Source organism: Sutterella sp., from assembly GCF_052272535.1.
Lineage (GTDB): Bacteria > Pseudomonadota > Gammaproteobacteria > Burkholderiales > Burkholderiaceae_F > Sutterella.
On sequence record NZ_DAVZJY010000008.1, the window covers coordinates 1 to 24,533 of the forward strand.

General features: G+C 67.4%; 22 protein-coding genes and 1 tRNA gene. 4 read left to right on the forward strand and 19 right to left on the reverse strand.

Annotation, left to right across the window (positions count from 1 at the left end; all coding sequences use genetic code 11):
* Nucleotides 1–102 precede the first annotated feature (102 nt).
* From ACT6Y9_RS01150 to ACT6Y9_RS01235, 18 genes are all read right to left on the reverse strand, one after another.
* Complete coding sequence (locus ACT6Y9_RS01150) at nt 103–1,779, reverse strand: M48 family metallopeptidase (protein WP_443743218.1); 1,677 nt, start codon at nt 1,777–1,779, stop codon at nt 103–105.
* Between the two features lie 15 nt (nt 1,780–1,794).
* Nucleotides 1,795–2,013, reverse strand: coding sequence for a hypothetical protein (locus ACT6Y9_RS01155; RefSeq protein ID WP_443743219.1), 219 nt, complete (start codon nt 2,011–2,013; stop codon nt 1,795–1,797).
* On the reverse strand, nt 2,010–2,945 hold the full coding sequence (locus ACT6Y9_RS01160; RefSeq protein WP_295478932.1) for a hypothetical protein: 936 nt from the start codon (nt 2,943–2,945) through the stop codon (nt 2,010–2,012). Before ACT6Y9_RS01160 ends, ACT6Y9_RS01155 begins: the two co-directional genes overlap by 4 nt.
* A gap of 39 nt (nt 2,946–2,984) precedes the next feature.
* Nucleotides 2,985–3,698 carry a lysophospholipid acyltransferase family protein gene (locus ACT6Y9_RS01165; protein ID WP_443743220.1) on the reverse strand — a complete coding sequence of 238 codons (714 nt, stop codon included), beginning with the start codon at nt 3,696–3,698 and terminating at the stop codon, nt 2,985–2,987.
* A 96-nt stretch (nt 3,699–3,794) separates the two neighbouring features.
* The gene (gene glyS / locus ACT6Y9_RS01170; protein WP_443743221.1) at nt 3,795–5,885 is read right to left on the reverse strand and encodes a glycine--tRNA ligase subunit beta; all 2,091 of its coding nucleotides are present in this window, start codon (nt 5,883–5,885) and stop codon (nt 3,795–3,797) included.
* 24 nt (nt 5,886–5,909) lie between these two features.
* The gene (gene glyQ, locus ACT6Y9_RS01175) at nt 5,910–6,821 is read right to left on the reverse strand and encodes a glycine--tRNA ligase subunit alpha (protein WP_295478923.1); all 912 of its coding nucleotides are present in this window, start codon (nt 6,819–6,821) and stop codon (nt 5,910–5,912) included.
* Between the two features lie 301 nt (nt 6,822–7,122).
* Nucleotides 7,123–8,304 (reverse strand): porin, encoded by a 1,182-nt coding sequence (locus tag ACT6Y9_RS01180; protein ID WP_443743222.1) that lies wholly within the window; start codon nt 8,302–8,304, stop codon nt 7,123–7,125.
* 330 nt (nt 8,305–8,634) lie between these two features.
* Nucleotides 8,635–10,158, reverse strand: coding sequence for an apolipoprotein N-acyltransferase (lnt, locus tag ACT6Y9_RS01185; RefSeq protein ID WP_443743223.1), 1,524 nt, complete (start codon nt 10,156–10,158; stop codon nt 8,635–8,637).
* A 30-nt stretch (nt 10,159–10,188) separates the two neighbouring features.
* Nucleotides 10,189–10,989 carry an HlyC/CorC family transporter gene (locus ACT6Y9_RS01190; protein ID WP_363179806.1) on the reverse strand — a complete coding sequence of 267 codons (801 nt, stop codon included), beginning with the start codon at nt 10,987–10,989 and terminating at the stop codon, nt 10,189–10,191.
* A gap of 85 nt (nt 10,990–11,074) precedes the next feature.
* On the reverse strand, nt 11,075–11,533 hold the full coding sequence (gene ybeY, locus ACT6Y9_RS01195) for an rRNA maturation RNase YbeY (protein WP_295478911.1): 459 nt from the start codon (nt 11,531–11,533) through the stop codon (nt 11,075–11,077).
* Nucleotides 11,526–12,620, reverse strand: coding sequence for a PhoH family protein (locus ACT6Y9_RS01200; protein WP_443743224.1), 1,095 nt, complete (start codon nt 12,618–12,620; stop codon nt 11,526–11,528). The genes ybeY and ACT6Y9_RS01200 overlap by 8 nt, the downstream gene beginning before the upstream one ends.
* The gene (gene miaB, locus ACT6Y9_RS01205) at nt 12,620–13,972 is read right to left on the reverse strand and encodes a tRNA (N6-isopentenyl adenosine(37)-C2)-methylthiotransferase MiaB (RefSeq protein WP_443743225.1); all 1,353 of its coding nucleotides are present in this window, start codon (nt 13,970–13,972) and stop codon (nt 12,620–12,622) included. Before miaB ends, ACT6Y9_RS01200 begins: the two co-directional genes overlap by 1 nt.
* A gap of 123 nt (nt 13,973–14,095) precedes the next feature.
* Nucleotides 14,096–14,172: transfer RNA gene (locus ACT6Y9_RS01210), tRNA-Met, on the reverse strand.
* A 70-nt stretch (nt 14,173–14,242) separates the two neighbouring features.
* Entirely contained in the window at nt 14,243–15,073 is an 831-nt protein-coding gene (gene thiD / locus ACT6Y9_RS01215) for a bifunctional hydroxymethylpyrimidine kinase/phosphomethylpyrimidine kinase (protein WP_443743226.1), read from the reverse strand.
* Nucleotides 15,034–16,347 (reverse strand): 3-deoxy-D-manno-octulosonic acid transferase, encoded by a 1,314-nt coding sequence (locus ACT6Y9_RS01220; protein WP_443743227.1) that lies wholly within the window; start codon nt 16,345–16,347, stop codon nt 15,034–15,036. Before ACT6Y9_RS01220 ends, thiD begins: the two co-directional genes overlap by 40 nt.
* Nucleotides 16,344–17,333 (reverse strand): lipopolysaccharide heptosyltransferase I, encoded by a 990-nt coding sequence (waaC, locus tag ACT6Y9_RS01225; RefSeq protein WP_295478894.1) that lies wholly within the window; start codon nt 17,331–17,333, stop codon nt 16,344–16,346. Before waaC ends, ACT6Y9_RS01220 begins: the two co-directional genes overlap by 4 nt.
* Entirely contained in the window at nt 17,330–18,787 is a 1,458-nt protein-coding gene (locus tag ACT6Y9_RS01230; protein WP_443743228.1) for a glucose-6-phosphate isomerase, read from the reverse strand. The genes waaC and ACT6Y9_RS01230 overlap by 4 nt, the downstream gene beginning before the upstream one ends.
* Nucleotides 18,788–18,815: 28 nt before the next feature.
* A complete protein-coding gene (locus ACT6Y9_RS01235; RefSeq protein ID WP_443743229.1) occupies nt 18,816–20,198 on the reverse strand; it encodes a phosphomannomutase/phosphoglucomutase in 1,383 nt (460 codons plus the stop codon).
* Nucleotides 20,199–20,428: 230 nt separating this feature from the next.
* Here ACT6Y9_RS01235 and rfaE1 point away from each other — a divergent pair, with 230 nt between their 5' ends.
* The 4 genes from rfaE1 to rfaE2 all read left to right on the forward strand — a co-directional run bounded on the left by rfaE1 (nt 20,429) and on the right by rfaE2 (nt 23,535).
* Nucleotides 20,429–21,352, forward strand: a complete 924-nt coding sequence (gene rfaE1 / locus ACT6Y9_RS01240; RefSeq protein WP_295478883.1) for a D-glycero-beta-D-manno-heptose-7-phosphate kinase — start codon at nt 20,429–20,431, stop codon at nt 21,350–21,352.
* 118 nt (nt 21,353–21,470) lie between these two features.
* Complete coding sequence (gene rfaD / locus ACT6Y9_RS01245) at nt 21,471–22,469, forward strand: ADP-glyceromanno-heptose 6-epimerase (protein WP_295478880.1); 999 nt, start codon at nt 21,471–21,473, stop codon at nt 22,467–22,469.
* Nucleotides 22,466–23,041, forward strand: coding sequence for a D-glycero-beta-D-manno-heptose 1,7-bisphosphate 7-phosphatase (gmhB, locus tag ACT6Y9_RS01250; RefSeq protein ID WP_443743230.1), 576 nt, complete (start codon nt 22,466–22,468; stop codon nt 23,039–23,041). The genes rfaD and gmhB overlap by 4 nt, the downstream gene beginning before the upstream one ends.
* On the forward strand, nt 23,038–23,535 hold the full coding sequence (rfaE2, locus tag ACT6Y9_RS01255; protein WP_295478875.1) for a D-glycero-beta-D-manno-heptose 1-phosphate adenylyltransferase: 498 nt from the start codon (nt 23,038–23,040) through the stop codon (nt 23,533–23,535). The genes gmhB and rfaE2 overlap by 4 nt, the downstream gene beginning before the upstream one ends.
* Nucleotides 23,536–23,631: 96 nt before the next feature.
* Here rfaE2 and galU read toward each other — a convergent pair whose 3' ends face one another.
* Complete coding sequence (gene galU, locus ACT6Y9_RS01260; RefSeq protein ID WP_295478872.1) at nt 23,632–24,471, reverse strand: UTP--glucose-1-phosphate uridylyltransferase GalU; 840 nt, start codon at nt 24,469–24,471, stop codon at nt 23,632–23,634.
* Nucleotides 24,472–24,533 lie beyond the last annotated feature (62 nt).

Below are 24,533 nucleotides of genomic sequence, written 5' to 3' on the forward strand. Positions count from 1 at the left end.
AGCGCCGCCGGCTGAGCCCGCCCGGAGCGGGCGCGGACTGCGCGAAGGGGCGCACGGCCGTCGAGCCGGTGCGCCCCTTTCTCTTCGGGCGGGACGCTTCCGTCAGACGTCGTCCAGAACTTCTCCGCGGGTGCGGCCCTTCACGCGCTCATGGCGGCGGCGCCAGTCGGGGAGGATCCGCTCGACCTCGCGCCAGAAGCGCGCAGAGTGGTTGAACTCCACGAGGTGCGCGAGCTCATGCGCAACGACATACTCGATCTCCTCGTCCGTGAGCGCAATGAGGCGCCAGGAGAGGCGGATCACGTCCTTCGACGAGCACGAGCCCCAGCGGCGCCGGGCGCCCGAGAGCTCCCAGGTCTTCGGTAGCCGCACCGCGCGGGGCATCACCCGCATCCAGCAGTCGTTGATCACGCGCCGGGCCGCGGTCCTGAGAAGCGCCTCGAGCCGCCGTCGCACCTGCGCCTCCGGCGCCCCGACGGGCGCCGAGAGCCAGAGCTCGACCGCGTCGCCCACGGGCACGACGAGATCGTCGGTCTTCCCGAGCCGCAGCACGGCTCGCCCGCCCCGGAAGGGAATCAGCGCGCCGTCGCGGAATGCGAGCGGCTTCAGGGGCTTCTCCGGGAGCCTCGCGAGCACCCAATCCGCGCTCTCGCGCAGGAAGTCCTCCGCGCTGGAACGCGCCGCGCCCAAGGGCGCGCGGACTTCGACGCCCGTCGGCGTCATGAAGATCGAGAGCCGCCTGCGCCGGGTGTTGAACTTCATCACCCAGGGCACGCGCACGCCGTTGAGCACGATCACGTTTTCCCCGGGCGCGTCGCCGAGTCCGACGTTGGCGTTGTCGTCGTCCACGTCCTCGAGCACGTCGGGCTCAGGGGCGGGAGCCGCGTCGCCCGGCACGGGAAGGTCCTCGACCTCCTCGTCCTTCGGACGCGCGCGGGCGAAGCCCGAAGGCTCGGGGACGCGCTTCACCGCGGGCAGGCGCTCCTCGATGTAGTCCCGGAACTCTTCGGCGACTTTGACGAGGCGTTCGTCGGAAAGTGCCGTCGGAGCCTTCAACAGGAAGCCACCCTCAATTCTGCGGGAGATCTCCGGATACTTTCTGCGGGCGCTCCTCTCCACGTCGATGCTCACGAGTTCGCCGCGCACCTCGATCGTGACCACGCTCCGCGCGGCATGCCGCTCAGGCGCATGCCCCGCCCGGCGGACGTCCTCGATGGTCAGGTTCTTCCTGTGCATCTGCGCGACCACCCAGTCGGCCTTCTCCTGAACGAATCCGAGCACTTCGGCCGCCGTCGTCCTAACGGCCGCCGTCGCCTCGAGCACGCCGGCCCATGTCATGTCGATGGTGACGTCGTATCCGGCGTTCCTGCGGCGACGGATCACGACCGGAACCGTGCCGAAGGGGAGCTCCGCCTCGACCACCTCGCGCTTGACGTAGCTTCCCTCCCCGGCGAAGTCTCCGAGCATCCCGTCCAGATCCGGATCAGTCCAGCCCTTCAAGCGGTCAAGAAGCTCCTGGCTGCGCCTGACGCCCTCGGCGTCCCCGCGGCGCTCGCCGTCCGTGCGGAGCTCCCGGACGTTCGTCTCGAGCTTCTTCAGAAAGTCGGAAACCGGCTTCATCCGCTTGACCCCGGCGAGGCCCTCTCCGAAGAAGAGCTCGTCGAGGAGGTCCGCCGTCCGCTCCTTCACCTGCTCCTCAAGCCCCTCGAGCCGCTCATAAAACACCTTCCTCTGGTTCACGGGGTCGAAGGTCTTCTCAAGCCAGTCGCGGAACTCCATGATCTGGTCGGCGCTCTACCGATAGGACAGTCCGGAGGGAGCGGTGACCTGCAACCCGCCCTCGCTCGTGCGCATGATCAGCACCGTGGGAAACGCGTCCAGACGGATTAGGTCGAAGTAAAGCCTGCCGAAGACGTCGCTGTCAATGAACGTCCGGCCGTCGGGCATCATGCCGACCCCGAACCTGCGCTCCTTCGAAGAGCCGGGACGTTCCGATCTGCGCTTCCTGCTCATTTGTCCCCCTTCTTCAGGTACTCGGCGACCTGTTCCTGATGCTCCGAGATGTAGTGCAGCAGCTGCGCCCGCGTCATCACTCTGGGCAGATGAATCACGCATTTGCCGCTTCTGAGCCTGCGCAGAGAAACGAAGATCTGCGCGTTGTGCTTGCGGAAGGGAATGAGCACCTTGCGGCCCATGACCTTCGCCTCGATGAGGCCGGACTGGGGGAGCGGTCCCGGACCGACGCCGCGCGGCGCTTCCGGACTGGGGGCCTCCGGCGCGGGCTTGTCGGCATCCGGCTTGCCGTCATCAGGCTTGACCGGCGCGAGCAAGGGCTTCGCGGACTCGGTGCTGCGGATCACGAGCACTTCGTAGGGCTCCGGACGCCAGTCGGGCAGATCCACGAGAGGCTTGTTGCGGCGCTCCTCGAGACCCCGGCGCACATTCGCGGTCTGCGCCTTGATGAAGGCGACGACTTCCGAGACGGAGAAGGTCTTCGGAACGATGAGCTGAACGCTTTCGTCGTCTTCAATCGACATCTGCATCATCCACGTGCCCTCGCCGCAGTTCTTCACCTTGAAGAGCATTTCGCCCCACGGCATCGACGCGATGATCCAGTCCACCGTGGCGTCGTCAATCTTCGGACTGAAGCGCTTGAAGAGGCTCACCACCGTGAGCGGCTTCCAGGAGGGAGCGTCGCCCGGCCGCAGACCGAGCCGGACGAGTCTCATGCGGATCCAGTCGCGGTTTTTCTCAATGACGCGGATCACCTCATCCTTCGCAAGGCTGAGCGGCGCCTGCACAAAAAGCAGCCCGTTTCCCATCACCCTCATGGAGACGTCTTTATTGAGCACGCTCTGCTCGATGCGGATGCGCACGGGAGCATTTTCCGGCAGGTATGCGTCGACTTTGCGCCCGGCGGCGTCCTTCTGACTCTCTTCCATCATCGTCGTTCTCTTCCTTCGTGTTTCGGGGTGGAAGGACCGTCAGCGCACGTGCGCTTCAATCCAGGCCTCCACCTCGGCGGTCACCTCGTGCGGATCGCGCCCCCGGGTTTCAATGAGCGGCCCCACGACGACGTCGATCGTCCCGGGAATCTTCGCCACGGAGTTCTTCGGCCAGCAGCGGCCGGCGTTGTGCGCCACGGGCAGAATCGGCAGCCCCATGGCGCAGGCGAAGCGCGCGCCGCCCGTCTTCCAACGCACGTGTTCGCCCAGCGGCACGCGCGTCCCTTCGGGGAAGAGCGTCACCCACCACCCGCGCTTCTCAAACTCCGGCCCCCGGCGCATGAACTGCTCGAAGGCCTGACGGCCGCGACTACGGTCGATCGCCATCATGTTCATCGAAGCGAGCGCCCAGCCGAGACACGGAATCCAGTTGAGCGACTTCTTGTAGATAAAGCAGGGCGGGTGCTTCAGACGGGCGCCCAACCAGAAGGGATCCCAGGCGGACTGGTGCTTCGCGAGCACGACGACGGGACGGTCGGGCATGTTCTTCATGCCCGTCTCGCGCCATTGGACGCCGCAGACGGCCCGCAGGAGGCGAAGCACGAACTTCGCCCAGGGGCGGCAGACGGCTTCGTAGCGCCGCTCGTAGCTCATGAAGGGCCAGGTGACGAGGAGCGCCGCGGTGAGCCAGAGAATCGAGAGCGCGAGGAGGAGGTAGAAGATCCACCCGCGCAGCGTATGCATGACGGACATGAGAGCTTTTCCGGAACATGAATCGGGCCCGCGCCCGACCTTCCCTTTTTGGGAGAAGCGGAAGCGGGCCCGAATCGGAGGCCTGGGGACTCCGGACTACTTGGCGAGGCGAGCGATTTCCGCGACGCGGTTCATCACCCCGTAGAGGCGCTTGAGCAGCGCGAGGCGGTTGGCGCGCAGCGCCGGATCCTCGGCGTTGACCATGACGGACTCGAAGAACGCGTCAACGGGCGCGCGCAGCGCCGCGAGGAGCGCGAGCATCTCTTCGAAGTGCCCTTCAGCGTAGAGGGCGTCGGCCTTGGGTTCGATCGCGCTCAGCTCCTCGAAGAGGCGCTTCTCGGCGTCTTCGCGCAGGTTCGAGATGTCGATCACGTCCTCGATGTGGCCTTCGACCTTCTTGAGGATGTTGCCGATGCGCTTGTTCGCAGCCGAGAGGGCCTCGGACTCGGGGAGCGCCATGAAGGCGCGCACCGCGGCGAGGCGCTTCGGGATGTCGGCGAGCTCGGCGAGGTCGAGCGCGAGGACGGCGTCGGCCTCCTGCGCCGTGGCGCCGCGGTCGCGCAGCATCACGCGCAGACGGTCGCCGAAGAACTCCACGAGGGCAGGACGGTTGTCCACCACGCCCGGAACGTCCTTCTCGGCGCACCAGGCCGCGTCGATCATCTCGGGGAGGCTCACGTCGAGCTCCTTCTCGATGAGCATGCGCAGCACGCCCAGGGCGTGGCGGCGCAGCGCGAACGGATCCTTCTCACCCGTCGGAAGCTGGCCGATGCCGAAGAGCCCGACGAGCGTCTCGAGCTTGTCGGCGAGCGCGACGGCGAGGCTCACCGGCGTCGAGGGGAGTGCGTCGCCCGCGTAGCGCGGCTGATAGTGCTCGCGGATCGCGAGCGCCACGTCGGCGGGTTCGTTGTCGTGGCGGGCGTAGTACTCGCCCATGATGCCCTGCAGTTCGGGGAACTCGCCCACCATGAGCGTGCGCAGGTCGGCCTTGGCGAGCGTCGCGGCGCGTTCGGCTTCGCGGCGGTCCGCGCCGATCAGGTCGGCGACGGCGCCCGCGATGGTGCGCACGCGCAGCATGCGCTCGTACTGGCTGCCGAGCTTATTGTGGTAGACGACGTGGCGCAGGCCGTCGACGCGGCTCTCGAGCGAGTGCAGACGGTCCTGATCGTAGAAGAACTTCGCGTCGGCGAGGCGGGCGCGCACGACGCGCGCATTGCCTTCGGCGATCGCCTTGCCGCCGTCCTTCGCCTCGAGCTGCGAGACGAGGAGGAAGCGGTTCATGAGCTTGCCCTCATGGTCGCGCAGCGCGAAGTACTTCTGGTTGAGCTGCATCGTGAGGATGAGGCACTCCTGCGGAACCTGCAGGAACTCCTCCTCGAACTGGCTCTCGTAGACGACGGGCCACTCCGTGAGGGCGGAGACCTCTTCGAGGAGGTCCTCGGGCATGATCGCCTCGCCGTTGAGCTCAGCGGCGCGGCGCTTGAGCTCGGTCTCGATGCGCTCGCGGCGCACGTCGTAGCGCGGCTCGACGAAGGCGGCCTTCATCACCTTTTCATAGCTGTCGGCGTCGGGAATCTCGACGGGATCGGGCGCGTGGAAGCGGTGCCCGCGCGTGACGCGGCCAGCTTCGAGGCCGAAGAGGACAACGGGCACGACGGCTTCGCCGAAGAGCGCCGTGAGGTGGCGCACCGGACGCACGAAGGAGACGGTGGTCTCGCCGTCGGCGAGCTGGTACGTCATCACCTTCGGGATCGGCAGGTGCTTGACGGCGTAGTCGAGCGCCTTCTGCAGACCCACGGAAAGCTCGACGCCCGGGCGGACGCCTTCGTAAACGAGCTGTTCGTTCTTGCCGTCGTTGACGCGCTCGAGCTGCTCGACGGGGCAGTCGATGCCGAGGGCAGCCATCTTCTTCTTGAGGGCCGGCGTGGCGGTGCCGTCGGCGGCGATGCCCACCTTCACGGGCACGAGCTTCTGGCGGAACGTTTCGTCCGGGCTCTGCGCACGGACATTGGTGATGTGCACGGCGAGCCGGCGCGGGGCGCCGTAGACCGTCGTGGTGCTGCCGGCTTCAAGGAAGTGGCCCTCGTCGAGGGTCTTCCGAACGCCTTCGGCAAATGCTTCGGAGAGCTTCCTCAGCGCCTTCGGCGGGAGCTCTTCGGTCTGCAGTTCAACGAGAAGATTCGTCATTTTTGTCTGTACTCCATCAACCGGTCAGCGGACTTCGTGCTTCTTGAGCATCGGGAAGCCGAGGCGCTCGCGCGAGTCGTAGTAGCTCTGCGCGACATTCCTCGAAATGGCGCGGATGCGGGCGATGTAGTGGGCGCGTTCGGTCACCGAGATGGCGCCGTGCGCGTCGAGGAGGTTGAACGTGTGGCCGGCCTTCAGAACCATCTCGTAGGCCGGGAGCGCGAGGTTGAGATCCATCAGGCGCTGCGCCTCGCTCTCGAAGTAGTCGAACTGCTTGAGCAGCTTCGCGCAGTCGCTCGCCTCGAAGTTGTACTTCGACTGTTCGACTTCGTTCTGATGGAAGACGTCGCCGTAGGTGAGCACACGGTCCGTGCCGTCGGGATCCTTCCAGGTCGTGTAGACGAGGTCGAAGACGTTGTCGCAGTTCTGCAGGTACATCGTCAGACGCTCGAGACCGTAGGTGATCTCGCCCGTGATCGGCTTGCACTCAAGGCCGCCCACCTGCTGGAAGTACGTGAACTGCGTCACCTCCATGCCGTTCATCCAGACTTCCCAGCCGAGACCCCATGCGCCGAGCGTCGGGTTCTCCCAGTTGTCCTCGACGAAGCGGATGTCGTTCACGAGGGTGTCCACGCCGAGCGCGCGCAGCGAACCGAGATAGAGGTCGACGATGTTCGTCGGCGCGGGCTTGAGCACGACCTGATACTGGTGGTGCTGGTGCAGGCGGTTGGGGTTCTCGCCGTAGCGGCCGTCCTTCGGGCGGCGCGAGGGCTGAACATAGGCGGCGCGCCAGGGTTCAGGCCCCAGGGCCCGCAGGAACGTCGCGGTATGGGATGTGCCGGCGCCGACCTCAAGGTCGATCGGCTGCAGCAGCGCGCAGCCCTGCCGGTTCCAGTATTCCTGCAGGCGCAGGATCACTTCCTGAAAAGTAATCATTGTTTTGTCCACGCCGTCCTTCAAAGCCGGAAGGCGCAAAAAATAAGAAGGAAATGCCGCAGATGCGACACTCGAGGCAAAGGAAACATTATATTCGCCCGCCCTTGCTCTCCGCCCGTCGGGCGGCGCCTCCGCTCCGGGAGCGGCCCCGCCCTGCGGACGCAAAAACGGCGCACTCCCCGATGAAGGGAAGTGCGCCGTACTTCTGTGCTCCGAAAAAGGTATGGGATTTCTGAAAACTCAGCCCTCAATCAGGAGCGGATCACCCGGAACGGCGGTGCAAGCGCCGTCCCCCGGATGATTAGAAGTGGTGGGAGAGGCCGAGGTAGGCGCCGCCGGCCTTGACCTTGGCGTCCTGCGCTTCGCCGGCGATCTTGTCGGCCGTGCCTTCAGCGTAGCCGGCGCCAACGTAGACCGTCGTGCGCTCGCTGAGCGGATAGCAGTAGCGGGCGGCGAGGCCGTAGTAGTCGACGTCGCGGTCGGCGTTGTTGGCGGCAACAAGATCCTTGGCCTTGGCGTCGGAGTAGTAGGTGCCGACCGTCAGCTCACCGCCGGCAACCGGAACAATCGTGCCGAGGTGGAGGCTGTAGCCTTCATAGCCCTTGTCGTTGGCGCCGAAGGCAAGCCCGAACATGCCATAGGCTTCCGTGTCGTAGCCCGCGAAGGAACGGACGCCGGTGAAGTACTGACCCAGGGCGAAGACCTTGGCGACGGCAAAGTCGTAGTTGCCGCCGAGGTAGAAGACCTGAGCGTCGTCAGCATCCTTGTTCGCGAGACGGTTGGCCGTCGAATACTTCGTGAGCTCGTAGGCAGCGACGAACTGCGCCGGGCCGTATTCGCCCGTCAGGGCGACGGAGGCGTAGCGGTCGGCGGTGGAGCGGCCTTCGACAGCAGCGACAAACACGCCCTTCTTACCCTCGACCTTCTCAACCTTGTTGTCGTTCTTGAAGGAATACTGGGCGGTCAGCTGCAGACCGGCGAACTGCGGGGTCTGGTAGGTGATCATGTTGTCGTAGCGGTCGCTGGCGGCAAAGCCAAAGGCGAACTCGTCGCCGCCGTCGAAGGAATCGCCGATCCCGTAGACGAGGTCGTACGTGCCCGCGGCGGAGCCGACGCCGCCCATGCGGCCGAAGGCGAGGGAGCCGGCCGGCGTGTAGAGCGTCAGAGCGGCTTCACGGCCGAAGAGGCGGCCGGCCTGGCCGAGCGTGCCGGAGTCGGCGTCGAAGGCGTTTTCGAGCTTGAAGCCGACCTTGAGGCCGTTGCCGAGGTCTTCCGTGCCCTTGAGGCCGAACTTGCTCGCAGAGTTGACGCCGGAGGTCTGTTCGAACGTGTCGGTGCCTTCCTGCGTTTCCGTGAAGGTACGGACCTTTTCGTGCGTGTACTTCAGGCCGAGGTCAACGTCGCCGTAGAGGGTGACGTCGGCGGCCATGGAGGAGCCGGCAAAAGCGCCGAGGACGGCGAGAGCAGCGAGAGTCTTTTTCATTTCAGTATGTCCTGAGTGTTCCGCAACCTGCACGCTGCGGACGAAAGATGTGCGGAAGGGCCTGTGCACCCTCCTCGTTCTCAGGACTCCGGCGCACGGCGGCAGAAACGGATGATTCCCGAGAAGCACCGCCTATGCTATCTGCAGGACTCGAAAAGCTTTGGGCTATTTTCGACGAAGTGCAGAAGTTTTCTTAGATTTCAACGCATTAAAAAATTCTCTCGGTGTTAAAAAAAAAAACAACACCTGGGAATACATCCCATTTCGACCACTGTAGACAGCCTGAAAAAGCAGAATCAGGCAATTTGGCCCGGTGCGCCGAAGCGCACCTCAATCCTTCGCGAAGGGACGGCGGCAGGCGGCCAGAGCGCCCGCCAGAAGGAGTGCCATGAGGATGAGGGCCGGGAGGTCGCCGAAGCGGATGAAGGGCGTGGGGGCGCCCGTTGCCGTCTCAACCACCTTGGAGCGGACCATTTCGCCCGCGGGGAGCGGCTCGGCGAGCATCGAGCCGCGCGGACTGATGAAGGCGGACTTGCCGCTCATGTTGACGCTCGCGGCGGGACGAGCCGCCGCACGCGCGAGGAGCCGCGTCATGTCGAGGTGCTGATCGATCACGAAGGGGCTGAACCAACCGAGGTTCGCCGTGACGAAGAGGATGCCGGGACCGCCTGCGGGATCGCGCCAGAAGCTGCGCAGCACCTCGCCGTCGAGGTTCTCGTAGCAGATGAGGACGCCCGCGTGCACGCCGCTGAAGACGAGGTTCGCCTGATTCTCCGCGCCGGGAGTGAGGTCCGAAAGCGGAATGCCCATGGCCTCGACGAACCAGTGGAAGCCCGCCGGAACAAATTCCCCGAAGGGCACGAGCTTCCGCTTGTCGGTGACGGTGAGGCGCCCGTCGGCGGCGAAGAACGACGTGTTGAACCACCGCCCGCCCTCGCGCCGGAACCCGTTGAAGAGCACGGGTGCATCGGCGGCGTCGAGAAACCCCGCAAGCGCCGTCTGAGCCTGTGCGGGAAGCCGCAGCAGGTCGGCCGAAAGAATCCCTTCGGGCGTGAGCACCACGCGCGGCGCCTCCGAGGCGGGCCAGGGGGCGTGCAGAATCTCCGCCGCGCGGTTGATCCGTCCGGCCGTGTCGGGACGCGTCCACCCGTCCACGACGGGAAGGTCGGCCTGCACGAGCCGCACCTGAACCTTCCTGCCGGGGTCCGCCCAGTCGTGCACGCACCCCCAGAGGCCTGCGGTGAGAAGCGCCACGGGCAGGAGGAGGAAGAGCAGCGAGCGGCTCACGGCCGCAGCGCCGATGGCCGCGAGCGACGCGAGAAGCGCCGTGTTGATGAGGTGCGTGCCGCCCAGCGGAGCGAGTCCCGCGAAGGGCGTGTCGAGCGCGGCGAGCGCGGGCGTGAGCCACCCGAAGTCGACGCAGCCCGCGCCGCGGAGCCACTCGGCGAAGGCCGTGAGGGCGGCGAGACCGATCAACCGCGGCGCCGGGCGGGAAAGGAGACGGGCCGCGGCGGCCGCTGCAGCACCCCAGAAGAGCGCGCAGACCGCAGCGAGCGCGCAGAGTCCGAGGAGCGCGAGCGGGAGCGGAATGCGGCCGAACTCGTGCATCGAGCGCACGGTCCAGGAGAGTCCGGGCGCGAAGGCGCCGAAGGCGAAGAGGAAGCCCGCGAGGAAGGCGCTCGAGGGACGGCGCATGTGCGCCGTGAGGATGAGTCCGGCGGCGAGCGCCGGGAGCCCCGCCCACCAGAGGTGCAGCGGCGCAAAGGCCGAGGCGTAGAGCACTCCGAGAACGAGCGCCGAGAGGGCCGTGAAGATCCGGCCCCGCCGGTGGATGGGTTCCATGGGCGCAGACACGCTCAAGACTCCGCGTTCGAAAGGAGGGAGTCAGAGACGCTCGACCGTGAGGAGCTCGACCTGCCGCTCGTCGGCGCGCTCGATGCGGAAGCGGTAGCCGCCCTCCTCGATCACCTCGCCCGTCTTGGGCACGTGTTCAAAGCGGTCCGTGACGAGGCCGCCGATCGTCTCGCAGTAGTGGTCCACGAGGTCCGCGCCGAAGTAGTCGTTGAACTGCTCGATCGGCGTCACCGCCTTCACGCGCCAACCGTTCTCAGCGGGCACGATGTTCGCCTTGCTGTCGTCGCGGTCGAATTCGTCGGAGATGTCGCCCACGATTTGCTCGAGGACGTCCTCGATGGTGATGAGCCCCGAGACGCTGCCGAATTCGTCGATCACGAGCGCGATGTGGCTGCGGGTGGACTTGAAGTCGCGCAGCAGCACGTTGAGGGGCTGCGTTTCCGGGATGAAGCGCGCCGGGCGCAGCAGCGCCTTCGGATCGATCTTCGGATCGACGAGGAGCTTGATGAGATCCTTCGCGTGCAGGATGCCGAGCACGTCGTCGAGGTCGCCGTCGGCGGCGGGAAAGCGCGAATGCCCCGAGGCGATCACCATGCGGATCCATTCGTCGCGCGGCAGCGAGAAGTCCACCGCATCCACCTGGGCGCGGGGGATCATCAGGTCCGAGGCGCGCAGGTCGGAGACCTTGAGCGCGCCTTCGATCATGGAGTAGGCGTCCGCGGAAATGATTCCCTGGGCGCGCGCTTCGGCAAGCGCTTCGGCGAGGTCGCTCTTGGCAGCGCCCGCGTCGTCTTCGTCGCCCCGGAAGGCGGAGGTGATTCGGTCAAACAAGCCCTTCTGCCGGCTTGAGGGAGGTTCAGTGGACATCGAGGTCGAATGAATTGTGGGGAAGCCTTGACTATAGCGGCCCGCGCGGTCAGTCGTGGACCATGCCGATGCGGTCGCTGTACGGATTGGGGAATCCGAGCCCGGTGAGGATCTCCGTCTCCTTCGCCTCCATCACCTCGGCCTCCTCGTCGTTCAGGTGGTCGTACCCCTGGGCGTGAAGCACGCCGTGCACGAGCAGGTGCGCGAGATGGTCGCGCAGGGGTTTGTTCTGCTCCTTCGCCTGGCGCTCGAGCACGGCCGGACAGATGACGATGTCGGCCGTCACGACCGGTTCGCGCGTGTAGTCGAAGGTGAGGACGTTCGTCGCGTAGTCCTTGTGGCGGTACTGGGAGTTGAGGGCGCGCCCCTCCTCCTCGTCCACGAACCGGACGGTGAATTCACCGTCGCGCTCAAGCGCGGCGCGCATCCAGCGCGCCATCGTCGAGCGGTGCGGAAGCTTGTCCTTGAAGAGCGACGCCTGCTGCAGGTGGAGCGTAAGTTCAGGCATGGTGCTTCTCCTCTTCGTGATTGACTTCATGGCGGCGCGCCTCGCGCTCGGCCTTCTTCGCGGCTTCGTCGGCGGCGGCCGCGGCCTCGTAGGCCTCGACGATGCGCGCGACGAGCGGGTGGCGCACGACGTCCGAGGAGCGGAACCGCGTGAAGCTGATGCCATGCACGCCTTCGAGGACGCGCGAGGCCTGCTTGAGGCCCGAGAGCACGCCCTTCGGGAGGTCGATCTGCGTCACGTCGCCCGTGATCACCGCCTTGGAGCCGAAGCCGATGCGCGTGAGGAACATCTTCATCTGCTCGCCGGTGGTGTTCTGCGCCTCGTCGAGAATGACGAAGGCGTTGTTGAGCGTGCGCCCGCGCATGTAGGCGAGCGGCGCCACTTCGATCGACTGGCGCTCCATCAGGCGCTGCACCTTGTCGAACCCCATGAGGTCGAAGAGCGCGTCGTAGAGCGGACGCAGGTAGGGGTCGACCTTCTGCGAGAGGTCGCCCGGCAGGAAGCCGAGCCGCTCGCCCGCCTCGACCGCGGGGCGCGTGAGCACGATGCGCTCGACCGTGCCGCGCTCGAATGCGTCCACGGCCGCGGCGACGGCAAGGTAGGTCTTGCCCGTGCCCGCCGGCCCGATGCCGAAGTTGATGTCATGCGAGAGGATCGCCTGCAGGTAGGCGCGCTGGTTGGGCGTGCGCCCGCGCAGGTCGCGGCGGCGCGTCTTGAGCTCGACGTCGTTCGCGCCCATTTCGCCAGACTCGGCCTGCTCGCGCCGGTATTCGTCGTCGCCCCCGACGAAGTGCCACTGCACGTCGTCCACGGTGAGCTCCGCTCCGGTGCGGTTCACGCGGTCGAGGAGCACCTCGAGCGCGCGCACGCAACGGCGCGCCTCACGGGGCTCGCCCGCCACGCGGAACTGCGACCCGCGCCGCGAAATCGAGACGTTGAGGATCGCCTCCATCTGCCGCAGGTTTTCGTCGAGCGGCCCGCACAGATGCGCAAGAGCTGCGCCCCCCGCATCGGCGGCGAAGGAAAGGTGTTCGATTCTCTTGGGCGCTTCGGACCGTTCGTCCGCGCCCTGCGATTCAGCCGTCATCAAGCCTCCTCTTCAGCCCGGACGAGTTCGCCGCCGAGCGAATGCGGAAAGACCTCCGTGATCCGCACATTCGCCATCTGGTTGATGAGCGAGGCCGGACCGGCGAAGTTGACGATCCGGTTGTTGTCCGTGCGGGCCATGAGCTCGCCTTCGCCGCGTCGGGCCGGGCCGAGAACGAGCACGCGTTCGATTTTACCGAGCATGCCGCGGCTGATCGCCGTCGCGTTCTCGTCGATGCGCTTCTGCAGCCGCTGCAGGCGCTCGAGCTTCACGGCGTAGGGCGTGTCGTCGGGGAGGCGCGCGGCGGGCGTGCCCGGGCGCGGGCTGTAGATGAAGCTGAAGCTCGCGTCGAAGCCCACGTCCTCGATCAACTGCATCGTCTTCTCAAAGTCCTCGGCCGTTTCGCCCGGGAACCCGACGATGAAGTCCGTCGCGATCGCGATTCCCGGGCGCGCGGCCTTCAGGCGCCGGATGATCGACTTGTATTCGAGGGCGGTGTAGCCGCGCTTCATCGCCGAGAGGATGCGGTCCGAGCCCGCCTGCACGGGGAGATGCACGTGGGAGACGAGCTTCGGGAGACGCGCGTAGGCGTCGATGAGGCGCTGCGTGAATTCGCGCGGATGGCTCGTCGTGTAGCGGATGCGTTCGATCCCCTCGATCTCGCTCACGTAGTCGAGGAGCATCGCGAAGTCGGCCGTGTCGCCCTCGGGCGTGCGGCCGCGGTAGGCGTTGACGTTCTGCCCGAGAAGCGTCACTTCCTTGACGCCCTGGTCGGCCAACTGCGCGACCTCGACCAACACGTCCACGAGCGGACGCGAGATCTCCTCGCCGCGCGTGTAGGGCACGACGCAGTAGGTGCAGTACTTCGAGCACCCCTCCATGATGGAGACGAAGGCGGCCGCGCCCTGCGCCTCAGGCGCGGGCAGGTTGTCGAACTTCTCGATCTCGGGGAAGGAGACGTCCACCTGCGGGCGCCCCGTGGCGGTGCGCGCCGCGAGCATGTCGGGAAGGCGGTGCATCGTCTGCGGCCCGAAGACCGCGTCCACCCAGGGGGCGCGCTCGAGGATCTTGCCGCCCTCCTGGCTCGCGACGCAGCCGCCCACGGCGATCATCATGCCGGGGCGAAGCTTTTTGGCCTCGCGGATGCGTCCGAGGTCGGAGAAGACCTTTTCCTGGGCCTTCTCGCGAATCGAGCAGGTGTTCAGCACGACGACGTCGGCCTCTTCGAGCCTTTCGGTGCGCTCGAGACCCATGCGGTCCCGAAGGAGGTCGGCGATGCGGGCCGAGTCGTAGTCGTTCATCTGGCAGCCGAAGCTGCGCAGGTAGAGCTTCTTGGTTTCAGTCGCGGGCACGGTTTAGATCCGGTGGCGGTGAGTGCGCGGGACACGGAGCGCTGCGGAGAAGGCGGCGCCGTGCACCCGGGCGGGGGTCAAAAATAAAGCCCGAACTGCTCGCAAACAGTCCGGGCTGGAATTTGGTGGCGCATCACGGATTCGAACCGCGGACACAAGGATTATGATTCCTCTGCTCTAACCGACTGAGCTAATGCGCCTGAGGAGGGAAATTTTGCCCGACGACCTAATTTCTGTCAAGAGTGTGGAAGATGTAGGTTACATTTTGTTTCATTTCCAGAGCGCCCAGAAATGATGCGTCGGACCGTGCCCGCCGCCCGCGTCGAGCCGGTCGGCGTTCGCGACCGCGCCGGTGAGGTAGTCCTTGGCGAGGCGCACCGCCTCGGGGACGTCGCCGGTGCGCGCGAGGAGCGCCGCAATGGCCGAGGAGAGCGTGCAGCCCGTGCCGTGGGTGTTCTTGGTCTCCGTCCGGGGCGCCTCGAACCAACGGACCTCCCCTTCAGGACCGACGAGGCAGTCCGGGCTCGCGGCGCCGCCCAGGTGCCCGCCCTTGACGAGCACCCAGGGCGTGCCGAAGAGACCGCCCAGCCTCCGGCCCGTCTCCTCCATCCCGGCGCGGTCCGCGGCCGGGCGCGCGTCGCCCAGAAGCGCCGCCGCCTCGGGGAGGTTCGGCGTCGCAACGTGAGCGAGAGGCAGCAGGCGCGTCTTCATCGCGCCGAGCGCCTCGGGCCGGAGCAGCGCGTCGCCGCTCTTGGCCACCATCACCGGATCGAGGACGATCCAGCGAGGGCGCCAGCGCTCCAAAGCCGCCGCAACCGTCTCGATCACGCCGGCGTCGTTGAGCATGCCGATCTTCACGGCGTCCACCCGAAGGTCGGAGAAGACCGCCTCGAGCTCCTCGCCGACGAAGTCTGCAGGAATGCCGAGCACGCCCGTGACGCCGCGGGTGTTCTGCGCCGTGAGCGCGGTGGGCACGCCCGCGGCATAGACGCCGAGCGCGCTCATCGCCTTCACGTCGGCAAGGAGTCCCGCACCGCCCGAAGGGTCGATGCCGGCGATCGTCAGGACATTCGGGATTCGTTCTTGCGTGCGTACGTCCACAGCTTCTCCAGAACGGCCATCATGCGGCCGGTTGCGCCCGTGCAGCCGCGGGCGAATTCAAGCGCCTTGCGACCGGCCTCGTCGCGTTCGGCCGGGGCGGCGAGCCACCCCTCGAGCACCTCGAGCGCCGCTTCGGCGTTCTCCACCTGCACCATGCCACCCGAGACGACGCCCTCGCGGACGATGCGGTCGAAGTTGAAGATCGAGGGCCCGACCACCACGGGCGAACCCGCCATCGCGGGCTCAACGACGTTCTGCGAGCCGCAGGGGGCGAAGGAGCCGCCCATCACGGTGAAGCTCGCGAGCGCGCAGTAGAAGCTCATCTCGCCCATGCTGTCGCCGAGAATCACCTCGGCGTCGGCCGGAACGTCCTGCGGACCCGAAAGGGTCGAGCGGCGGCAGACCGTGAAGCCCGCCTCCTTCAGGAGCGCCTCGACGGCGTCGAACCGCTCGGGGTGGCGCGGCACGATCACCACGTGCGTCGCATGCATGAAGTCGCGGCGGTGCTTCAAGGCCTCGGCGAACATCGCCTCCTCGCCGTCGCGCGTCGAGGCGAAGAGCGCCACGGGGCGCGAGAGTCCGCCCAGCCACGACTTCGCCGCGGCGACCTGCGAGGGGTCGGGGCGGATGTCGAACTTGACGCTCCCCGTGACGAGCACGTCGCGGGCGCCCAGGCTCTCCAACCGCACGCGGTCCTCGTCGCTCTGCGCGAGAACCGCCGAGAAGGCGCTGAAGGCCGGGCGCATCACGTCGATCACCTTTTCGGCCTGCGCGCGGGACTTCTCGCTCTCGCGGGCGTTGGCGAGCACCACGGGGATCTGGCGGCGCTTGAGCTCCTGCATGAGGTTGGGCCAGACCTCGGTCTCCATGATGATGCCGATCGTCGGGCGCGTCTGCCGCACGAACTTCTCGACCGCATAGGGCGCGTCGTAGGGGAGGTAGCACTGATGAATCCGCTCGGGCGCCATGCGCACGAGCTTTTTTCCCGCCTCGCGTCCGGTGGGCGTCATGTGCGTGAGCAGCACGTCGCATTCGGGCCAGGCCGAGAGCATCGCCTCGAGGAGCGGCCGCGCGGCGTTCGTCTCGCCCACGCTCACCGCATGGATCCAGACGCGCGGGCGCTCCGTGCGCAGGGGGTAGGTGCCCCAGGCGAAGCGTTCGTCCCAATAGTCGCGGTAGGCGGGCTGACGGCGCGAGCGCCACATCAGGTAGAGGCTCGCGAGCGGCAGCGCCACGGTCGTGACGCTGCGGTAGAGACCGGGTGTGATTTTCATGATTTTTCTAATGTGTTCCTGCGGGCGAGCACTCGCTCGGCGGCGGCGAGCACCTCCGCGGGCGAGGGCATCTGTCCGGTGCCGCCGAGGCTTTCGCACGGCCCGTCGCCGATAAGCCGCAGCGTCTCGGTGGGCGTCGCGACGAAGATCCCGACGGAGGGGCAGCCGAGGGCGGCGGCGAGGTGCGCGAGCCCCGTGTCGACCCCCACCATCAGGTCCGCGCGCGCAAGCCCCGCAGCGACGTCCTTGAGGCGCGCCCGGGGCGCGACCACGGCGCCCGGAATGAGGGCGGCGACGCGCTTAGCGCGCGCCTCCTCCTTGGCACCGCCCCAGTAGACGACGGGCGTGAAGCCGCGCTCGACGAGGGCGCGACCGAGCTCGCCCCAGTTCTCCTCGGGCCAGAGCTTTTCGTCGCGGCTCGTGTTGACGGCGAAGGAGACCGTGCGGCCTTCGACTTCGACGGGCGCGCACCCCGCGGCGCGCAGGCCGAAAACGGGGTGCTCGGGGTCGATCTCGTAGCCGAGCGCCTCGGCCGCGGCCATCCGGTAGCGCTTCACGGCGCCGAGGGACTCGGGCAGATCAAGGTGCTTCGCATAGGCGAGCGACGCGAGCGGCTCGCGGATCGTCCCCCACGTGTAGCCCGTCGAGGGCACGCCCGTCCAGCGGGCGACGAGCGCCGAGCGCATCAGCCCCTGGATGTCGAGGACGAGGTCGTAGTGCGCGGCCCTGAGCTCGCGCTTCAGGGCGGCGGCTTCGGCGCGCGTCTGGGCGCTCAGAAGGGCCTTCCGCCAACGGCGGAAGGCCGTCACGTGCACGACGCTCACGTCGGGCGCGAGCGTCGGGATGTCCGCGAAGGACTCCTCGGCCACCCAGTCGATCTGAACGTCGGGAAGCGCCCGGCGGATGTCGTGCGCAACGGGCAGCGCGTGGATGATGTCCCCCATCGAGGAGGACTTGATGATGAGGATCCGTCGGGGCGCGGTCATGATCCGGCAACCTCAGCGAGGAGCGCCTTCGGGTCCGCGCCGCGTTCGGCGCGCTGAGAGAGCTTCTTGCCGAGCTCGACCCCGGGCTGGTCGAAGGGGTTGATGCCGAAGAGGTGTCCGAGCATCGTCGTCTTGTGCTCGTACATCGCCATCAGGGCGCCGAGGCGCCGCGGCGTCACCGCGTCGAGGACGATCGTCGAGACGGCGTTGAAGTACGGGCTGTCGGAGTTGCGCGCCACGAGGGCCTCGGCCTGCGCGCGGACGTTGGCGAGGAGCACGCGGTAGTGCTCGGCATAGCGGTGGCCGGGCATCTCGCTCCAGACGAGGTCGATCGAGGTGCGCCCGGCGCCGTCGCGCAGCCACTGGTAGAAGCTGTGCTGGCCTTCGTCGCCGTTGGAGCCCCAGACGGCGAGGCCCGTGACGCCATCAATCTTCTCGCCCGAGGGGTCGTGGGTCTTGCCGAGCGACTCCATTTCGAGCTGCTGCAGCCAGGGCACGAGCACGCGCAAGCGCTCGTCGTAGGGCAGCAGGCAGTGCGAGGTGACGCCCATCTTCGTCGCGTTCCAGTACTCCATGAGCGCGAGGATCGCCGGCAGGTTCTCCTCGACGGGAGCCGTCACGGAATGGCGGTCCATTTCATTGGCGCCCATCAGGAACTCGGTGAAGGCTTCGGTGCCGAGCGCGACGGCGAGCGGCAGCCCGATCGAACTCCAGACGGAGAAGCGGCCGCCTACCCAGCTCCAGATGCGGAAGGCGCTCTCGGGCGGCAGGCACATGATGTCGGCCGCCTCGGGGTTGGCGGAGACCACCACCATGTGGCGGCTGCGGTCCGCGCCCACGATGCCGTTGTCGAGGAGCCATTGGTCCACGGCCGTGGCGTTCACCTGCGTCTCGCGCGTCGTGAAGCTCTTCGAGGAGACCACGACGAGCGTTGAGCGCGGGTTGCACGCGGAAAGTACGCGCTCGAGGAGCACGCCGTCCACGCTTGCGAGGAAGTGCAGCTTCAGGTCGGGGCGCGCGGTCTGCAGCGCGTGCCACACGGCGTGCGGCCCCATCTCGGACCCGCCGATGCCGATGTTGATCACGTCGGTGATGCGGTCGCCGCGGCAGCCGCGCCAGCGGCCCTCGCGCACGGCCTTCGCGAAGGCGAAGAGGCGGTTGCGCTCGGCGAGGACCTCGGTGTAGCGGGGCGCGCCCGCGGAGAAGGCGCGCAGCGACGTGTGGAGCGCCTGCCGGTGCTCCGCTTCGTTGACGACGGCGCCGTCGACCATCGCGCGGTGCGCCTCGAGGAGACCCTTTTCGCCGGCGAAGACGGCGAGGTCCCTGAACTCGTCGGCGGTGAGACGCTGGCGCGAAATGTCGAGCTTGATGCCGCACGCACAGGCGGGAGCGCGCTGCGGATCGCTTTCGCGCAGCATCGGAATGCGGGTCGTGATCTTCTTCGAAGAAGTCATGTCGGAAGAATTCCTCGTGGCTGTGGGCTTATTCGGGAAGGCGGATCGCGGGCTCGACGCGGCGCATCTCGTCGGTGAAGGTCTTTTCTATGCGACGCAGAGACGCCTCCGTGTCGCCCTCGAAGCGCAGCACCACGACCGGCGTGGTGTTGGAGCTGCGCGCCAGGGCGAAGCCGTCCTTCCACTCGACGCGCACGCCGTCGACCGTAATCACGTGCTCGGCGTCGGGGAAGCGCGCTTCGGCGCGGAAGCGTTCAATGAAGCGCTTGGGCTCCCCTTCGGCCATCGGAATCTGCAGCTCGGGGGTGTTCACCGCGTTGGGAAGCGCCGCGAGCGTGCCCGAGGGGTCCTCCGAGCGCGAAAGGATCTCGAGGAGCCGCACGGCCGCGTAGAGGCCGTCGTCGAACCCCGTCCAACGCTCATCGTTGAAGAAGAGGTGCCCGGACATCTCGCCCGCGAAGGGGGCCTTGGTCTCGCGCAGCTTCGCCTTCACGAGCGAATGCCCCGTCGGGCTGATCGTCGGCACGCCGCCCTTGGCGCGCACCCAGTCGACGAGCTTGCGCGAGCACTTGACGTCGTAGACGATGGGTTCGCCCGGATGGCGCGTGAGGATGTCCTCGGCGAAGAGCATCATCAGGCGGTCGGGGTAGATGATCTCGCCCTTGTTCGTGACGACGCCGAGGCGGTCGCCGTCGCCGTCGAGCGCGAAGCCGTAGTCGGCGTGCTCGTCCTCGACCTTCGCGATGAGGTCCTGGAGGTTCTTCGGCTTCGAGGGGTCGGGGTGGTGGTTCGGGAACGTGCCGTCCGGATCACAGAAGAGCGGCACGAGGTCCACGTTGAGGCGCGAGAAGAGCGCGAGCATGGTCGGGCCGCCGATGCCGTTGCCCGCGTCGGCGACCACCTTGAGGCGACGCTTGATCGTGATGCCGTTGATCGCCTTCTCGATGTACGGGGCGACGGCGTCCACCTTCACGACCTCGCCGGGCTTCTCGGCGACGGTCCATTCGCCCGCCTCAGCGCGGCGGCGGACGTCCTGAATCTTTTCGGCGAAGAGCGTCACGCCCGCCACCATCATCTTGAGGCCGTTCCATTCGGGCGGATTGTGCGAGCCCGTGACCGCGACGCCCGTGCCGTTGCCGAAGTGCTTCGTCGCGTAGTAGAGGACCGGCGTCGGCACGGCGCCCGCGTTGAGCACCTTGATGCCGGTGCTTGCAATTCCGTCGATCAGGGCGCCGAGGAGCTGCTCGCCCGACACGCGCCCGTCGCGCGCGACGCAGAAGGAGGGTGCGCCCGCCTCAAGCGCGAGCGAGCCGAGCACCCGGCCGACCGCGCGCACGGCCTCTTCAGTGAGCGTCTTGTCCACGACGCCGCGGATGTCGTAGGCCTTGAAAATGGATGGATCGAGCTGCATCTGCTTCCTGTCTCCTTCGGTTCTCTCTCTTCGGCCGCCGGCACCGCCGGCGTCCCGAACCCAACATTTTAATCGTGAGGCATATCCGCCCAAAAGCCTCCTGCGCCCGCCGGCGGGCGTTCAAATGCCCGGATATGCACCAAATTGTTCGGCAGGGCCCGCCGCCCCTTAGAATTCGGGCCACGGCGGCGCGCCCGCACCGGGTGCGCCCGCGCTCTAGGATTTTTCTCATGGACAAAGCCCAGCTCAACAAGGCCCGCGTGCTCGTCGCCGGCGACGCCATGCTCGACCGCTATTGGTTCGGCGACGCCGAGCGCATTTCGCCCGAGGCTCCGGTTCCCGTGGTGCGCGTCACCCGCACCGAGGAGCGCCTCGGCGGCGCGGCGAACGTCGCGCGCAACATCGCCACCGTGGGGGCGCGCTCGACGCTGCTCTCCGTCGTGGGCGGCGACGAAGCCGGCCGCACGATCGAGCGGCTGCTTCTCGCCGAAGGCATCACGCCGCAGCTCGAATTTGACCGTGCGCTCAAAACCACCGTGAAGCTGCGCGTCGTCGCCCGGCAGCAGCAGCTCGTGCGCTGCGACTTCGAATCCTCGCCCGCCGAGGAGAGCCTCAAGCGCCACCTCGGCCTCTTCTCGGAGCTTCTCACGGCGACGGACGCCGTCGTGCTCTCCGACTACGGCAAAGGCGGCCTCACCCACATCACCGCCATGATCGAGGACGCCCGCGCCAAGGACGTTCCCGTCCTCGTGGACCCCAAAGGGGACGACTACGCGCGCTACCGCGGCGCAACCGTGATCACCCCCAACCGCGCCGAACTCCGGCAGGTGATCGGCTCGTGGTCGAGCGAGGCGCAGCTCGTCGAGCGCGCGCAGAACCTGCGCCGCGAACTCGCGCTCGACTACCTCCTCCTCACGCGCTCCGAAGAAGGCATGACGCTCTTCGGGCCCGACGGGGAGCTCAACGTCCCCGCGCAGGCCCGCGAGGTCTACGACGTCTCGGGCGCGGGCGACACCGTGATCGCCGTCATGGCCGCGATGCTCGCCTCCGGGCGGCCGATCGCCGAGGCGGTGCGCACGGCGAACCGCGCCGGCGGCATCGTCGTCGGGAAACTCGGCACCGCCGCAGTATCCTTTGAGGAGCTCTTCGGCTGAGCGCCCTCCGCGGCGCCCGGCCCGGAGACCTCCGGAACACCCCCTCACTCCCCCGCACGCGCGGGACGCCCGGAACCCTCCGTCCGCGTCCCGCCCATCCGTTTTCAGGAACATTTTCATGAGCATTCTCGTTACGGGCGCGGCCGGCTTCATCGGCTGCAACAACGTTCTCGCCCTCAACGCACGCGGCGTCACCGACATCATCGCCGTGGACAACCTCGAGAAGAGCGAAAAGTTCGTGAACCTCACGAAGTGCACCGTCTCGGACTACTTCGACAAGCGCGACTTCATCGCCCGCGTGCGCGCGGGCACCGCCCCGAAGCCCGAGGCGATCTTCCATCAGGGCGCCTGCTCGGACACGATGGAGCTCGACGGCCGGTACATGATGGAGAACAACTACCGCTACACGCTCGAGCTCTACCGCTGGGCGCAGGAGCTGCGCATCCCCTTCATCTACGCCTCGTCGGCGGCGACCTACGGCGCGCACACCGAGTTCGTCGAGGACGTGCGCTTCGAGGGGCCCCTGAACGTCTACGGCTACTCCAAGTATCTCTTCGACCAGGTGCTGCGCCGCGAGATGGGCTTCCTTCGCGCGCCCGTGGTGGGCCTGCGCTACTTCAACGTCTACGGCCCGCACGAGCAGCACAAGGGCCGCATGGCCTCGGTCGCCTTCCACCAGTACTTCCAGTACCGGCGCGAACACAAGGTGAAGCTCTTCGAGGGCTGCCTCGGGTACGCCAACGGCGCGCAGTCGCGCGACTTCGTCTATGTGAAGGACGTCTGCAACGTGCTCATGCACTTCCTCGACCGTCCGGTCTCGGGGATCTACAACTGCGGCACCGGCCGCGCGCAGCCCTTCAACGCCGTCTCGCTCACGGTCGTCAACACGATCCGTGAGAGCGAGGGGCTCCCCGCCCTCACGCTCGAGGAGGCCGTGCAGTCGGGCGAGATCGAGTACGTGCCCTTCCCCGAAGCGCTAAAGGGCAAGTACCAGGCCTACACGCAGGCGAACCTCACGAAGCTCCGCGAGGCGGGCTGCGACGTCAAGTTCCACACCGTTGAGGAAGGCACGGCCGAATACATGAAGGCGCTCCTCAAAGAGTTCCCGAACGTCTGATGCGCCGCGCCGCCTTTCTCGACCGCGACGGCGTGATCAACATGGACCACGCCTACGTCCACGACCGGGAGCACTTCGACTGGATCCCGGGCGTCCTTGAGGGCGCCCGGATCCTCGCCGACGCGGGCTTCGCCCTCGTCGTCGTGACGAACCAGTCCGGCATCGGCCGGGGGTACTACACGGAAGCGGACTTCCTCGCCCTCACCGACTGGATGAAGGACGCCTTCGCCCGCGCGGGGGCGCCCATCGCGGACGTACGCTTCTGCCCCCACCATCCGGAGAAGGCCCTCGGGCGCTACCGCATCGACTGCGGCTGCAGGAAGCCCAAGCCCGGCATGATCCTCGCCGCGGCCGAGGCGCTCGGAATCGACCTCTCCCGCTCCATTCTCTTCGGCGACAAGCCGGGCGACTGCACGGCCGGACGGCTCGCGGGGCTCCCCGAACGGGTGCTCCTCGGGACGGACGGGCGCGCCGAGCCCGCCCTCTCGCCCGACGCGACCCGCACGGCACGCGACCTCCTCTCGGCGGTGCGCTCCGGGTGGTTCGCCAACTTTGCCAAGGACGCCTCATGAGCACCCGCTGCCCGCCTCCGGCCTTTGAACACAAGATCGTCCCGATGGAGGAGCTCGCGCGGCGCGCCGCCGAGCTCCCGAAGCCCGTCGTCTTCACCAACGGCGTCTTCGACATCCTCCACCGCGGCCACGTCACCTACCTCGCGCAGGCGCGGGCGCTCGGCGCCTCGCTCGTCGTCGCCGTCAACTCCGACGCCTCCGTGCGGATGCTCGGCAAGGGCGACGACCGGCCGATCAACACGGAGGCGGACCGCGCCGCCGTGCTCGCCGCCCTGGAGTCGGTGAGCCTCGTGGTGGTCTTCCCCGAAAAGGTCCCCCTGAAGCCCCTCGAACTCGCGCGACCCGAGATCTACGTGAAGGGCGGCGACTACCGCCCCGAAGACCTCCCCGAGGCGAAGCTCGCCGCGACCTGGGGCGGAAAGTGCGTGACGATCACCTTCGAGCACGAGCGCTCCACGACGGCGCTCCTGCGGAAGGTCCGCGCGCAGGGCTGACCACCCGCGGACCCCGCCCAATGAAAACGCCTCCCGGGACGACTTGGTCCTGCGGGAGGCGTTTTTTCGCCTTCAGCGGTCTGAAGGTGCTTCCGGTCAGTTGATCTTGAAGCCGCGCTTGCGGGCGAAGTGCACCGTCGCGTCGAGGAACCCCTGCTTGCTGCCGCAGTCGAAGCGCGTGCCTTCGAAGCGGTGCGCGTAGGCGGGCTGCTCCTGCAGGAGCGAGGCGATGCCGTCGGTGAGCTGGATTTCACCGCCCACGCCCGGATGGAGCTGCGCGAGGTGGTCGAAGATCTCCGGCTCGAAGACGTAGCGGCCGATCACGGCGAGGCGCGAGGGCGCGACGCTCGGGTCGGGCTTCTCGACGATGCCGCGCAGGCGCGAGGTGTTCTGCGTCTGGTCGTCCACGCTCACGATGCCGTACTTCTTCGTGTCCTCGGGGGCGACGTCCTGCACGGCAACGACCGAGCCGCCGCCCTGCTTGGTGCGCGCCTCGATGAGCTGCGAGACGGTCGAGCGCTTCGCGTCGATCAGGTCGTCGGCGAGGATCACCGCAAAGGGCGAGTCCTCCACGACGGGACGCGCGCAGAGCACGGCGTGGCCGAGACCGAGGGGCTGGGGCTGGCGGATGTAGATGCAGCGCACGCCGGGCGGAACGATCGAGCGGACGATCTCGAGGAGTTCGGCCTTGCCCTTCATCTCGAGCTCGCGCTCAAGTTCGGCGTAGGTGTCGAAGTGGTCCTCGATCGCGCGCTTGTTGCGGCCCGTGACGAAGATCATCTCGGTCACGCCGGCGGCGGCGGCTTCTTCGAGGGCGTACTGAATGAGGGGCTTGTCGACGATCGGCAGCATCTCCTTGGGCATCGCCTTGGTGGCGGGCAGGAAGCGGGTGCCGAGACCATTGACCGGGAAGACGACTTTGCGAACGGGCTTCATGAAATCTCTGTCTCTGATGGGTGTCTCACGGGGGCCGGCCGCGGCCCGGGCCTTATAGAATG